Source organism: Acinetobacter sp., assembly GCF_039596015.1.
Taxonomy (GTDB): Bacteria; Pseudomonadota; Gammaproteobacteria; order Pseudomonadales; family Moraxellaceae; genus Acinetobacter.
On the sequence record NZ_JBCNKN010000002.1, the window covers coordinates 330,503 to 344,851 of the forward strand.

Genomic DNA, 14,349 nt, shown 5'->3' on the forward strand with positions numbered 1-14,349 from the left:
GGGAGTTTACTCGATATATTTGACAAGTAAGTTATCAATTAAGCGCGTTGAACCTAGTTTTGCGGCAACAAATAACATCGTATCTTGCTCAAATGCCGTTACTGGTTGCAACTGAGGAGTACGTGCTTCAACATAATCCTCTTCAAAACCTGCTTCGGTTAAACTGGTTTTGATGGTTTGCAGAACATCACTTAATGCCTGCCCTTCATGCAAATTTTGTTCCGCCTGTTTCAAACTACGATAAATGGCTGGAGCAGCAGCACGTTGTGCTTCTGTTAAATAACCATTACGTGAACTGAGTGCCAAACCATCTGCCGCACGAGTAATCGGTACACCAATCACTTCTAACGGAATATTAAGATCTCGCACAAACTGACGGATAACAGTCAATTGTTGATAGTCTTTTTCGCCAAAAAAAGCATAATTTGGCTGAACAATATTAAATAATTTGGTTACAACCACCGCAACGCCATCAAAATGTCCAGGGCGTGAAGCGCCACAAAGATCTTGAGTGATGTCAGCTACAGAAATGTTGGTTAATCTTGGTTGTTTACCATACATTTGTTCTACTGTCGGCGCGAAGATAATATCGCATCCCACATCGGCAAGTAATCGGCTGTCTTGCTCTAGTGTTCTTGGGTAGTTTTCAAAGTCTTCATTTGGTCCAAATTGAATTGGATTGACAAAAATACTGACCACAACCACATCACATAATTTACGTGCTTCACGCACCAAATTAAGGTGACCTTCGTGCAAATTTCCCATAGTTGGAACAAAACCAATGATTTTACGTGATGCACGAGCAGGATTAAGTGACGCTGTTAATCCTTGTATGGTGGTTTCTGTTTTCATGGTTTATAGCTCAACTTGGAAAGTATATTCTGATGAAGGAAAACTTTGGTCCTGAACCGCTTGATGATACGCTCGGAAGGCATCTAAAATGGCCTGTGAACCTGATTGTTCTGTCATAAAGTTACGCACAAATTTTGCGACTTTACCCATCGTTAGTCCTAGCATATCTTGCACGACAAGCACCTGACCATCGGTTTCATTGCCTGCACCAATCCCAATCACAGGAATATGTGGAAAGGTTTCAGCAACTTCTTTACCTAACTGGGCAGGAACGCACTCAAGCAATAATATTGCTGCACCAGCATTCACCAAAGCATGACAATCATCTAAGAGTTGATCCGCAGCTTCGCGTGTTCTCGCCTGTAATTTATACCCACCAAAAACATGTACAGACTGTGGTGTTAATCCCAAATGCATACAGACAGGAACGCCATTTCGGGTCAAAACTTCAACCGTTTCAGCCAACCATGCTCCGCCTTCAATTTTAACCATTTGTGCGCCTGCCTGCATGACCGCACGTGCATTGGCAATGGCGTCTGGCACAGTTGCATAACTCATAAAAGGTAAATCAGTCATAATAAAAGCATGCTGATTGGCACGGCGTACTGCTGCGGTATGGTAAACCATATCAGCCACACTAACAGGGAGTGTCGAATCATGTCCCTGAATCGCCATCCCCAATGAATCACCGATCAGAATAGAATCAATTTCTGCCACTTCCATGACTTTGGCCATGCTTGCGTCATAGCACGTCAAACACGAGAATTTTCTTCCTTGAAGTTTGAATTGTCTTAAATCGTTCAGACTAATCATTTCATTTCCTCTACATGTTTTTGAACCACAACTTCACCATCAACACTGGCCCAATTTTCTGACTGTATAGGGGTTAATGTAGACGTTTTGACAACAGGCAATGTTTTGAGTGCATGCTGTGCAACCTGTAGTTCAGCATCTAAATCCAACAATGGAATAATGACAAAATCTCGTTCTAGCAAACCAACATGCGGCACGGTTAAGCGTTCATGTTGAATATTTTGCTGACCATAAAGTAACAAATCCAGATCCAGTGTCCGTTCGCCCCAACGGCGTAAACGAACACGTCCCGAATCCTGTTCAAATTGCTGTAAGCGGTCGAGTAACTCAAGTGGTGCTAAATCAGTTTCTAGTTCAACTACTGCATTTAAATAATCAGGTTGATCTTGCGGCCCCATGGGTGGTGTGCAATAAAGTTTTGAAACTCGCACCATTCCTAGCGTTTTTAACTGCGCAACCGCATGCTGCAAAATTTGCAGTGAATCGCCAAGATTACTCCCCAATCCGATATATGCTTTGACTGTCATTGTGTCGGCCCAAAAATCACCTGACTTAAATCACGTTGTACACGTTTACGTTTCAAAATTGGATGGTTTTGGTCAAGATCCGATAACGTTGTATCTGGACGTTCAGGACGTTTGGTCTGTTGCGCCTCGCCACGGTTTCGTGAAGGACTACGTGAACGACGACGCCCCTCTCTTTCTTCAACCAATGGTGTTATTTCAGTATGGGTTTCAGATTCATCTGCGACAACAACGGCAGTACGACGTTTTTTCGCACGCTGACGGTTATATTGCGCAATCACTTTTTCTTTCTCATCAGTGGTCATATTCTGATAAGCATCCCACCACTGACCCATGCCTTCGGTTGAACGATCACCCGATTTTTCACGAAGCAATAGAAAATCAAACCCTGCTCTAAAACGGGCATGCCCCGCCAAAGCCTGAATTTGTTGTGGTTTTGGATTTAATAACCGCGTTTGCATTTCCCACACTTCACGAATGAATGTTTCGGCAAAACGAGGAATCACGGTACGTGTCGACTGACGTTTTAATACATCCAAGGCAGCTTGAGCACGTGCTTCAGCAGGTACGACGCCTTTTTTGTAATAATATTCACAACGCTCTAGAAAGTTATCCCACAACAAAACAGCATAAAAGAATGCAGGGTTGATGGTTTTTCCAATCTGAATTCGCTGATCTGTATTTTTAGCAGCCAACTCAATAAAGTCGGTTACCTGTGGACGAACTTCTGCAAACAGTTGTTTCCATACCCCAAAGTCGATTAACAATGGCAGCACACGTTGTAAGTGCCCCATGGTAAATAATTTCTGGGATTCATCATATAGACGATGCGGTGAAACATCCCGCAAAAGCTGCGTCATTTCAGGAGTAAAAATATCTACAATTTCGTCTGCTATTTCAAAATTCAGTTTTGCTGCAAAACGCAAAGTACGCAGCATACGCACAGGATCTTCTTCAAAGCGTAATGCAGGTTCGCCTAATAGACGTAAGGTTTTTTTCTTAATATCATGAATAGCTTCACAAAAATCAAGAACCTGACCTTTGCGTGGCTGGTAGTACAAGGCATTAATTGAAAAATCGCGTCGAGCAAAATCTTGTTCTATTGTGCCCCAGTTATTGTCACGCAGGATCATACCTTGCGCACTGGTGACGGCTTTTTTAGGAGGTGCACGAAAAGTTGCAACTTCAATTAAATCACGTCCAACATACACATGAGCCAGCTCAAAACGTCGACCAATAATCCGACAACGTCGGCCAAAGACTTCTTTTACCTGTGCAGGCGTGGCATTGGTTACTGCATCAAAGTCTTTAGGGTGTAATCCGAGCATTAAATCACGAACGCCTCCCCCGACGATGTATGCATCATAACCTGCTTTGGTCAGGGCATCGATCACTTCAACAATGGAAGATGGTAATTGTTTGATGGATAAACCATATTTTGACGCGCGTAAGGTGTGCAAAAGACGCTCTCTCCTACGTCTGGAGTTAATATTATGAATCGTCGCTAATCATAGTGCATAGACTGACAAAGGGCAATTTGAATCTTGCACCTAAACTTTTTAATGCGGATCAGCTACGCATTACTGGACTTATTATAAACGTAATCTATTCGAATTTTTCTTAAAAGTTGATCTTCAATACCTTTTATATTTATAACACTGCCATATATTTGCATTCGTCAGGTTGCTGACGATATCCAACATGACTTATATTTTTTATCGCCAACACCAAGTAATTTCTGCTGCAAGTTCAGAACTAAAGCCCGATTTATATTTGTACTTTAAGCAAAATTTGATTGGCTATGCTTTCCTTAATTGGGTAATACTGCTTGTTATCTCGCTTTCCACTGAGCATAAATCTCATCAACATTTGATGTATTTCAACCACAACAGCAATAGCCCAATTATGCTTCCAACAGCAATTTATCCATCTAATCTGCCAGCTTTTTCTTGCTCTTTTGCTTTATCCCACAAGGCATCCATTTCATCCAAACTCAGCGTTTCAACCTCATAAGCAAAACGCTGTCTAAACTTACGATTAGTTCGCAGCAATGCCATTTCACCTGACAAGTGTAATTTACGCCCTACATTAATCAGGGAAAATAAACAGTCGCCAAATTCAGCTTCAATTTGGTCGGTTTCCTGACTTGCAATCGCTTGCTGTAACTCTTGCCATTCTTCATGAAACTTTTCGATAGCACCAGTCGTATCAGGAAAATCAAAACCTATTTTCGCTGCTGTTTTTTGAATTTGTTCTGCCTGAACCAATGTTGGCCCATGCTTTACACCATCAAGCAAGGATGTGGTTTTACCCTGTTTTTCCTGTTGCTTGATTTGCTGCCATAACGCAGTCACTTCGTCCGCAGATAGATTTGAAAATTGTTCTGTTTGAAATACATGCGGATGGCGGCGGATCAGCTTTTCAATTAAAGCTTCCACCACGTCATCAAAGGTAAATGCGCCTTGTTCCTGATACATTTGGGATTGAAACACCACCTGTAATAACAAGTCACCAAGTTCATTACGGATTTCATCCAGACTTCCTTTTTGAACAGCATCCTCAACTTCATACGCTTCTTCAATGGCATATTTGGTCAGGCTTTGTGGTGTTTGTTTTTGATCCCACGGGCATTTTTCTCGTAATTCCCGCATCACTGCCAATAACTGTTCAACTGCCATGAAGATATTCCATTTGCTTTAAAAATGATTCAAATAAAAAAACACCCGATTCGTCATACCGTTGTATAACCAATCGGGTGCTCATTGTGAACTTAGTTTCCTTGAACTAAACGTCGCGCACTAATAATGCCAGGCTGTTGCTCAAGTCTTGCCAACAAACGTGATAGTTGTGCCAGACCTTTTACTTCAATCAAGAGCTTCATGTTGGCAATACCATCCGATTCAGAAATAGTATTCACCTGACGGATATTGATTTGATCCGCAAAAATTACCTGTGTCAGATCACGCAACAAACCACGGCGATCATACGCTTCCACCACAATTTGTACACTTTGACCACGGGTAGGCTGTAGTTCCCAATCCGCATCTACTGCACGCTCTGGTTCTTGCTTGATCATACGTTGATAATCTGAACAACCGACTTTATGAATGCTAACACCACGGTTTAAGGTGATGTATCCACCAATCGGTTCGCCATGCACAGGCTGACAACATTGAGCAATATGCAGCTCGACATTGTCCAAACCATCAATGAGTATGCCATGTGCAGACAAGGTATGACTGGCACGTGGGTTCAATGCAGGCTTCAAGACCAGCTCTGGCTCATCCTGATCGATATTCATGTGACGGTTGACTTGATTCATCAGCGCATGCAGGCTGATATCACCATTCACCAATCCAATCAGAATGTCATCACCCGATTTCACATTGAAGTGATTACAGTATTCGTTTAAGTCGATACTTTTTGGATGAATCGCCAAGCGTTGTAATTCTTTGGTGAGAAGCTCACGTCCCACCTCCAGATTTTTACTACGGTCTTGTTGTCTAAACCAATGACGTAACTTGTCACGGGCACGAGCCGTTTTGATATAACCTAAAGAACTTACCAACCAGTCACGGTTTGGCTCGCGGTCTTTTTTGGTTAAAATTTCAACTTGTTCACCTGTTTTTAGCGCATAAGTCAACGGCACATAACGCTGGTTTACCCTCGCGGCATAACATTTGTTCCCCACTTGGGTATGCACATGATAAGCAAAATCCAGTACCGTTGAACCACGTGGCAATTCTTTAATATCGCCATCACGGCTAAAGACATAGATTTTTTCAAAATCTTCAAAATCCTGAATCTTTTCAAAATCATCTTCATCTTTAGGATGAGCACTACTTTCGTTACGTTCCTGATAATGTTCAAGCACCGCACGTAAAGAATGCAAACGATGATTAAATGAAAAATCAGTCGTTTTAGAACCTTCTTTATAGTTAAAGTGAGAACATACCCCAAGCTCAGCTTCTTCATGCATTTCAGTGGTACGAATCTGCACTTCAAGTGATCGGTTTTCCGCAATCACAGCCGTATGCAAAGAACGATAACCATTGGCTTTCGGGTTGGTAATATAGTCATCAAACTGATGTGGAATATGCCGCCAAATCTGATGAACTATGCCCAACACATGGTAACATTCAGGGACATTTTTCACTAAAACACGCAATGCGCGAATATCATATAACTGGTCGAAACTGAGGTTTTTACTCTTCATTTTTCGATAAATCGAATAAATATGTTTCACTCGTCCAGTAATGTCTGCTTCGATATCAGCATCTGCCAATTCCGTTTTTAAACGGTTCATGACCGACTGAATATACTGTTCGCGTTCTAGACGTTTTTCATTGAGTAAAGTTGCAATTTCTTTATAGCGTTCAGGCGCTAAATAACGAAAAGCGAGATCCTCAAGTTCCCATTTCAGTTGAGCAATGCCCAAACGGTGTGCCAAAGGGGAATAAATGGTCAAGATTTCTCGTGCTACCCGTTCCTGACGTTCTTTCGGTGATTTTGCCAGTTCCCGAAGCTCGTAAGTACGCTCGGCCAACTTGATCAAAACAACACGAACATCTTCGGTAACCGAGATCAGCATTTTATAAATACCAGTTAAATGTTCTTGCTGGTTATTATTAAAATGGTCTTCTAAACGCTTGTTTTGTTCAATGAGCTCTGAAAGTTTACCCATTGACAAAGTCCCCTGAACAAGGCTCAGGACATTCTCACCATAGAGTTCATGAATTTCTTCTAAAGAGGTTAATCCTTCTCGGACACTTCGATATAATACAGCGGCAATCAGGGTGTCTTCATCAACATGAAGATGCGCCAAAATATTCGCCATACCAATACCCGTAGCAAAAGTATTACTACGATGGTTCAATGTTGTTTTTAATTCTTTTTCTAAGGTAAGACGTGCAACCTGTTCAAGTTTAATGAGCTTAGCCCCATCTAAATGATGACGGACTCGATCTAGCCATTCTTCTAGATCCTGCTGTGCCTGTAGGGCATGTTCGACAGTCGTTTCTTCTGACAACTGAGTTAGTCGTTCAGGTAACTGTTCACGTACTGTGACCATACCTATCTCCTATTATCGTGTCATTCATTATCGTCGTTAATTTGTTCTGTTTTTTCAAACAGGGTAATTGATTCTACATGACCCGTATGTGTAAACATATCCATCACTCCCGCCTTCTTCAATTGGTATCCCTGTTGTGTAAGTATACCTGTATCTCGGGCAAGTGTTGCTGGATTACACGAAACATAAACTATTCGCTTTGCGCCAAAATTTGAAATGTAATGCATGACCTCTTCAGCCCCCGAGCGAGGAGGGTCAATTAATAATGCATCAAATCCTTGTTTGGCCCAAGATTGACTTGAAAAGTCTTTTGTTAAATCCTGTGAAAAGAACTGTAACTGTGTGAGATTGTTTTGCTCAGCATTTTCTGCACCACGCAAGACCATCTCTGCACTTCCTTCCACAGCAATCACCTGTCCAGCTGCGCCAACACAACGCGCCAAGGGTAAAGAAAAGTTTCCTAACCCACAAAACAGGTCTAATACGCGCTCACCTAATTTCAAATCTAGCAATTCACATGCCAAATGAATCATTTGCTGATTTACGTCCGCATTGACCTGCGTAAAATCAAGCGGTGAAAACGCAAATTTCACCTCAAAATCATCCAAGGCATAATGCAAACGTGCAGGCGCTTTTTCCAGATCTACACGCTGTAGCGTTTGGGCATCACCTGACTGTAAATAAAGTTGCCAGTGATGTTGCTGCACAAAGGCCAATAGCTTGGTTTGATCAGACTTGCTTAACGCTGCGGTATGACGTACCAAAAGTGCGATGTCTGTATCGCCCATCGCTAATTCTATATGACCAATATCAGCCTTGCCTGTTAGACTTTGGAGTAGTTGCTTTAATGCAGGCAATTGTTGGTCTAGTTTCTGATCTAAAATAGGACAGTGTTGAATATCAACTAGACGATTACTGTTACGTGCACGAAACCCGACCACAAGCTGATCTAGTTTAGGTAAATATCTCACACCAATACGTGCACGACGGCGATAATCCTGACGTAATGAACGAATAGGCGATAACCATTGTTCTGGTGCTACACCAGCAAAATGTTGTAAATGAGAGGCGAGAACCTGCTGCTTAAATGCAATCTGTGCATCAGGATGCATGTGTTGCAGGTTACAACCACCACATTGTTCAAAGTGTTTACAAATGGGTGTCACACGGTCTTTCGATGGTTCACCTAAAATTTCTATCGCATCTGCTTCATCTAGCCGTTTAGACTGATGGGTGATTTGTGCCCGCACCTGTTCTTCTGGCAAAGCAAACTGGATAAATACTTTTTTCCCTTGCTTTGCTTCAGGATGCCCAAGTGCAGCCTGATAAAGTGCGATGCCTCGCCCTTCATGCGAAAGTGACGTAACCTGAAAAACATGCTGTTCTGGCGTTGTAGCTGCACGTGACTTTATATGTTTTTTCAAATTTGTACCCACGATGATTGTTGTACAGGAAATGCACCCGCACTAAATGGCGTTGCTTGTGCATTTTTTTTCCAAATGGTTAAAAAATCTTGATGTTGCGGCTGAGTTTTCAAAAATGCAATAGTGTTGGCAATCAACTGCTGATGATCCTCAAGTAACAATTGTCCTTTAAGAAGCATCCAGCGCAGATAAATTAACCATGTATTGAGCACATCGCCTTCGCAATAACAGGTTAAATCGGTCCAAGCCTGTTGTTTGACCTGTTCAGGAACAAGGTAGCCTGCACCTTCACGCTTACCCGGAAACCCGAGTAATTGTGCAATATCATCGAGTTTCTGGAAGTTTCGCCCATTAAACATCGCCATAGCATCCATCAAATCAACATGTTGTTGATGGTAACGGTTCTGATAATTGCTAAAGCGTTTTTGACGATTAACTTCACCCTGATCGAACAGGTTCGGTGCAGATAAACCATGTAACATGGTACGAAATAAAATCACAGGCAAATCAAACTGTATTCCATTCCAGCTCACCAACACTGGAGTTCTCTTGTCAAAAATAGACAGAAACTTTTTCAGTAATTCGGCTTCTGTATATTGAGCCTGACTAAATGAAAACAGCTTGAATCCTTTTTCATCGACCCATAATCCTGAAATACACACGATTTCATGCAATGGCAAACGCTGAAAATCGGTTCCGCTTTCCTGACGACGCAATTTATTTAATGCAGACTCTACATCTTCATCAGAGAGATCCTGCAACTGATACAAATGCGCTCCCGCATTTAAATCGGTAATGGTTTCGATATCAAAAACTAAAATCGGTAAGCGCACGTGTATCCTCAAGTGTTATTCTTTATCCTGCACAGAGAACAGACCCGTAGACAAATAACGGTCGCCTCGGTCACAAATAATGCAGACAATGACAGCATCAGGTTGTTCCTGCGCAATTTGAAGGGCTGCCCAAACTGCGCCACCCGAAGATGTTCCTGCGCTAATGCCTTCATTTCTTGCAAGTTTACGCATCATTTTTTCAGCCTCAATTTGAGGAATATCAATAATACGATCTACCCGCGATGGTTCAAATATCGTTGGCAGATATTCTTTCGACCAACGACGAATACCTGCAATGCTTGAACCTTCACCTGGCTGTAAGCCTACAATTTGAATATCAGGGTTTTGTTCTTTTAAATATTTTGACACGCCCATAATCGTGCCTGTAGTTCCCATTGAACTTACAAAATGGGTAACCTTACCGCCTGTTTGCGCCCAGATTTCAGGGCCAGTTGTCAAGTAATGTGCATTTGGATTGTCAGGGTTACCAAACTGGTTCAGCACTACCCCTTCACCACGTTCCTGCATTTGTAATGCAATATCCCGTGCACCTTCCATGCCTACTTTTTGTGTTACTTCAATCAGTTCTGCACCATAAGCCAACATCGCATCTTTGCGTTCTTGACTCATATTGTCTGGCATGAGTAATTTCATTTTATAGCCACGCATTGCCGCAACCATCGCCAATGCAATACCTGTGTTACCACTGGTGGCTTCAATGAGTGTATCACCAGGCTTGATATCACCACGTTTTTCAGCCTGCATAATCATATTGTATGCTGGTCGATCTTTAACAGAACCCGCCGGGTTGTTTCCTTCAAGTTTCGCAAGTACCGTAGAATTCGTACAACAACCTAAACGCTGTAAACGAACCAACGGGGTTTTCCCTACATAGTGATCTAATAAAAACTCGTCTGCGAAAAAATCTGGATTGTGATTACTCATAGCCTATACCTTTATTTAGGTGCGCCTATTGTATGAAAAAATGTGGCTTGCTGCATCCATTTCCTGATTTTTATAATGCCAAGTAATGCACAATTCCTTTAAAAAAACATGCTAATATGCAGCGGATTAGGAATAATTTGCAGCGATCATGGCGAAACTAAAAAAATCCATATTCCAACGCTTACAACTCAACCATGCTTATGGGCAGCTCGTTGCGCTTATTTTTATTCCTATTGCAATTATTGCGGCTGTAGGCAGTACCCTTGTACTTCAAGAAACCTCTGCTGCCGCCCGTAGCCAACAACGCCATGTTGCCATTGCGATTTTATCTCGTTACCAAAAAACTGCTGAATTACTGGCATATACCTTAGAAAAAGACCCTAAATCAAAGCAAAAAGTCCAAAATATTTTACTACGTATGCTCAGTGAAGCCTATTTACAACGTGCCAGTATTGCCGATGCCAACGGACAAACAAAAATTAGTATCGGCTATCAATCCCAATTGGCTTGGCCTAAAATTAACAGCAGCAGTGGTTTTATTGGCCCAATTCATTTACATCACAACACTATTTATGCCATCAAACTCACGCCTGCTTCTGCTCAGTCCGGCTGGTTACTCATTGAACTTGACAACAAACCGCTAGAACTTGCGCATTATCGTGTTTTAACTGTCCTGATCATTACTGTATTTATTACACTTTTGCTGTTAATGATGTGTCTGAATTTTTATACACGTCGTTGGATTGCGCCATTATATGAAATTCGCATGCAGCTACAACGGCTCAATGCGGACAATCTGGATCAGCCCGTTTCACTCAACAGCAGTGGAGAACTGCGCTTATTGCAAAAAGATATTGCCAACTTACTCAAACGCTTACATTACAGTTTTCTTGAACTCAAAGAACACACCGAACAGACCGAAGATGATTTACGTCGTACACTCGACACCTTAGAAGTTCAAAATATTACTTACCGTCAGGCACGAGATCAGGCAATTTCTGCCAACCAGTCCAAGTCGGTTTTTCTTGCCAATATCAGCCATGAACTACGTACACCGTTAAACAGTATTGATGGCTTTATTCATTTAATGCTGCGCCAAAATAATCTAAATACCGAACAAAATCTTTATCTACAAACCATTCGCAAATCTTCGGCACATTTATTGGCTCTGATTAACGATGTTCTTGATTTTTCAAAAATTGACGCTGGGAAACTTGAACTGGAAACAGCACCTTTTGAACTTGAAAGTGCCATGTTTGATTCGATGGACATGCTGTCACCACTAGCCGCACAAAAAAATATTAACATCGCCTTTTATTTCGCTTATGACTTACCACATCAAGTCATTGGGGATGTGCTGCGCTTTAAGCAAATTTTGACCAACCTGATTTCAAATGCGATTAAATTTACCCCCGAAGGTGAAATTATTGTCCGCGCACGAATGGAACACGATGACATTGGCGAATGCACCATTCATTTTAGTGTGCAAGACAGTGGGATTGGGGTACATGGCAATGACCGTAAAAAGTTATTTGAATCGTTCTCTCAAGGGGATGCTTCGGTCACTCGCCAGTTTGGTGGAACAGGGCTTGGGTTAGCCATTTCCAAACAGTTGGTTCAGCTCATGCATGGGCAAATTGGTTTTGAAGATAATCAGGAACGTGCACCAACCGAAAAAGGGTCTACTTTCTGGTTTACAGCTAAGTTTTTAGTTGATGAAGAACAAGAGCAACTGCACTTTAACTTTAACCAAGTTCATGCCGTATCGTTCTTGTCGCACCCTGCTTCTGCCAATGTACTGCGTCATTATCTCGAAAATTATCAGGCTCAACATACCGAAGCAGTTTCTTTACTGGACTTGTTTAGCCGTTTAAATAATTTGGAAAACAGCGAAAATACGTGGGTGATTGTCGATCATGGTGGCGATACACACGCTTTACTCAAAGAAATTCGCAGTCGTTACCAAGGCAACCTTGCTGTGTACGGCTATCAGATGTCAGTCGATCCGAACATGCTCAGCGAGTTCCGTGCAACATCGTTATATCAACCATTAAGCCGACACGCACTGGTTCAACTCTTAAGCAACCAAATTCACTTTGGAGATGAAGAATCTCAATCATTTGATGGCCAGGGTTTACATGTATTGGCCGTCGATGATCACCTACCGAACCTGATTGTACTTGAAGCACTCTTAGGCGAATTAAATGTAAAAACCACCAAAGCCCTAAGTGGCCAAGATGCCATTACCCTGATTCAGCAACAGCTTGATCAAAAACAAAAGCCGTTCGACCTGATTTTCATGGATATTCAAATGCCTGTCATGTCAGGCATTGACACGACCCGTGCCATTCGTTCACTCGAATCGACCATGGAAAATATCCGATTCCCGATCATTGCATTAACAGCACATGCTTTGGCAGACGAAAAACAAAAATTACTGGCTGTGGGTATGGATGACTATGTGTCCAAGCCAATTCAAATTGAACAATTGATTCAGATTTTAATTCAATGGACAGATCAACAGTTTGAAAACACCACTTCTTTACCTGCTTTAAACAAAGCCAATAAAGATAAAGATGAAATTGATCTCGAAATTTTAGACTGGCAACTGAGTTTAAAACTTGCTGCGAACAAAGAAGACCTCGCTTTAGACTTACTCAAAATGCTGGTCGATAGTTTCAAAACTGAACTCGATGAAATGCAGCAGCTCATTGAACTAGAAGACTTCCCTCAACTCGAACATGTATTACACCGTCTATATGGCGCAACCCGATATGTCGGCACACCCAAACTGCAACAAGTCACAGGCGAGTTTGAACAATTTGTTTCGACACTGCGTAAAGAACAACGTCGCGCAGATGATACCTTTACCCAAGGCGTCTTAAAACGATTTGATGATTTGATTTTAGTGATCAGTCGTACACGTGACACCGCTCAACATGTGTTACAACAACATTCAAAATCTTAATCAGTCAATTTCTTTAACTTTTGATGACAGCATTGTCAGTCTACAAATTTTGACTCTGCTGTCCACACTCAGAAAAATAAAACCTGCTAAGCTGTAAAAAATTGCCACTTCTTCAAGGATACGAAGCAATGAGCTTATTGCGTATAGAAAAGAACAATAACATTGCCACGATATATCTGAGCCGTGTAGAAAAACGAAATGCCCTGAACTTTAGACTTTTACAAGAGCTCTATGACACAGCCAGAAAACTCAAAAAGGATCGTCACCTTCGAGCAGTCATTCTGACAGGCGAAGCACATATTTTCAGTGCAGGTATTGACCTCTCCGATCTCAACTCCTCTTCAAAACGCGCGTTTGCCCTGTGGGAACTCATCAAACCATCACAAAGTTTATTTCAAAAAGCTTGTCTTGTTTGGCAAGACCTTCCTGTTCCCGTCATTTGTGCCATTGAAGGTTATTGTTTGGGTGCAGGGTTACAACTTGCTTTAGCAGCAGATTTGCGCATTTGCCATCCCCAAACGCAGCTTTCGATTATGGAAAGCCGTTGGGGACTCGTGCCTGATATGGGACTAACCCAAAGTATTCGCGGACTTGTCAAAACTGATGTTTTAAAAGAACTGACCTACACCGCCAGAATTTTTGATGGAGAATATGCTCACAGCATCGGACTCGTCAGCCATCTTTCCGAACACCCCTTGCAACATGCACAAGCCCTCGCAGAAGAAATTGCAAACCGTTCACCTGACGCAATTCATGCCGCAAAACAAGTGGTACAAGCCATCGTTCGCCAATCGCCATGTAAAACACTTCACTTAGAAAAAATCTGGCAACTCAAGCTAATTCTTGGTAAAAATAGTCGTATCGCACGCTTAAAAGATAAAAATACCAACTTGCAATATCAGACTCGTCAATATTAGGG

Annotated in this window: 11 protein-coding genes; 2 read left to right on the top strand and 9 right to left on the bottom strand. The window is 41.9% G+C overall.

Annotated elements, in window-relative coordinates:
- Window positions 1-6: 6 nt before the first annotated feature.
- The 9 genes from panC to cysM all read right to left on the bottom strand — a co-directional run bounded on the left by panC (window position 7) and on the right by cysM (window position 10,462).
- Window positions 7-852 carry a pantoate--beta-alanine ligase gene (gene panC, locus ABDV70_RS03300; RefSeq protein ID WP_343595383.1) on the bottom strand — a complete coding sequence of 282 codons (846 nt, stop codon included), beginning with the start codon at window positions 850-852 and terminating at the stop codon, window positions 7-9.
- Between the two features lie 3 nt (window positions 853-855).
- On the bottom strand, window positions 856-1,665 hold the full coding sequence (gene panB / locus ABDV70_RS03305; protein ID WP_343595385.1) for a 3-methyl-2-oxobutanoate hydroxymethyltransferase: 810 nt from the start codon (window positions 1,663-1,665) through the stop codon (window positions 856-858).
- Window positions 1,662-2,192 carry a 2-amino-4-hydroxy-6-hydroxymethyldihydropteridine diphosphokinase gene (gene folK, locus ABDV70_RS03310; protein ID WP_343595387.1) on the bottom strand — a complete coding sequence of 177 codons (531 nt, stop codon included), beginning with the start codon at window positions 2,190-2,192 and terminating at the stop codon, window positions 1,662-1,664. The genes panB and folK overlap by 4 nt, the downstream gene beginning before the upstream one ends.
- Window positions 2,189-3,649 (bottom strand): polynucleotide adenylyltransferase PcnB, encoded by a 1,461-nt coding sequence (gene pcnB, locus ABDV70_RS03315; protein WP_343595388.1) that lies wholly within the window; start codon window positions 3,647-3,649, stop codon window positions 2,189-2,191. The genes folK and pcnB overlap by 4 nt, the downstream gene beginning before the upstream one ends.
- A gap of 462 nt (window positions 3,650-4,111) precedes the next feature.
- On the bottom strand, window positions 4,112-4,867 hold the full coding sequence (gene mazG / locus ABDV70_RS03320; protein WP_343595390.1) for a nucleoside triphosphate pyrophosphohydrolase: 756 nt from the start codon (window positions 4,865-4,867) through the stop codon (window positions 4,112-4,114).
- A 92-nt stretch (window positions 4,868-4,959) separates the two neighbouring features.
- Entirely contained in the window at window positions 4,960-7,260 is a 2,301-nt protein-coding gene (locus ABDV70_RS03325) for a bifunctional (p)ppGpp synthetase/guanosine-3',5'-bis(diphosphate) 3'-pyrophosphohydrolase (RefSeq protein WP_343595392.1), read from the bottom strand.
- A 20-nt stretch (window positions 7,261-7,280) separates the two neighbouring features.
- Window positions 7,281-8,684, bottom strand: coding sequence for a 23S rRNA (uracil(1939)-C(5))-methyltransferase RlmD (rlmD, locus tag ABDV70_RS03330; protein ID WP_343595393.1), 1,404 nt, complete (start codon window positions 8,682-8,684; stop codon window positions 7,281-7,283).
- Window positions 8,681-9,523: a 3'-5' exonuclease gene (locus ABDV70_RS03335; RefSeq protein WP_343595489.1), complete on the bottom strand. Its 843-nt coding sequence runs from the start codon at window positions 9,521-9,523 to the stop codon at window positions 8,681-8,683. Before ABDV70_RS03335 ends, rlmD begins: the two co-directional genes overlap by 4 nt.
- A 9-nt stretch (window positions 9,524-9,532) precedes the next feature.
- Window positions 9,533-10,462, bottom strand: a complete 930-nt coding sequence (gene cysM / locus ABDV70_RS03340; protein WP_343595395.1) for a cysteine synthase CysM — start codon at window positions 10,460-10,462, stop codon at window positions 9,533-9,535.
- 148 nt (window positions 10,463-10,610) lie between these two features.
- On the opposite strand from cysM, the gene ABDV70_RS03345 reads away from it, so the two are divergent.
- Window positions 10,611-13,430, top strand: a complete 2,820-nt coding sequence (locus ABDV70_RS03345; protein ID WP_343595397.1) for an ATP-binding protein — start codon at window positions 10,611-10,613, stop codon at window positions 13,428-13,430.
- A 128-nt stretch (window positions 13,431-13,558) separates the two neighbouring features.
- Window positions 13,559-14,347 (top strand): crotonase/enoyl-CoA hydratase family protein, encoded by a 789-nt coding sequence (locus ABDV70_RS03350; protein WP_343595399.1) that lies wholly within the window; start codon window positions 13,559-13,561, stop codon window positions 14,345-14,347.
- Window positions 14,348-14,349 lie beyond the last annotated feature (2 nt).

Coding starts and splice junctions, on each gene's coding strand:
- panC (WP_343595383.1), bottom strand. CDS start 852: ATGAAAACAGAAACCACCATACAAGGATTAACAGCGTCACTTAATCCT.
- panB (WP_343595385.1), bottom strand. CDS start 1,665: ATGATTAGTCTGAACGATTTAAGACAATTCAAACTTCAAGGAAGAAAA.
- folK (WP_343595387.1), bottom strand. CDS start 2,192: ATGACAGTCAAAGCATATATCGGATTGGGGAGTAATCTTGGCGATTCA.
- mazG (WP_343595390.1), bottom strand. CDS start 4,867: ATGGCAGTTGAACAGTTATTGGCAGTGATGCGGGAATTACGAGAAAAA.
- ABDV70_RS03325 (WP_343595392.1), bottom strand. CDS start 7,260: ATGGTCACAGTACGTGAACAGTTACCTGAACGACTAACTCAGTTGTCA.
- cysM (WP_343595395.1), bottom strand. CDS start 10,462: ATGAGTAATCACAATCCAGATTTTTTCGCAGACGAGTTTTTATTAGAT.
- ABDV70_RS03345 (WP_343595397.1), top strand. CDS start 10,611: ATGGCGAAACTAAAAAAATCCATATTCCAACGCTTACAACTCAACCAT.
- ABDV70_RS03350 (WP_343595399.1), top strand. CDS start 13,559: ATGAGCTTATTGCGTATAGAAAAGAACAATAACATTGCCACGATATAT.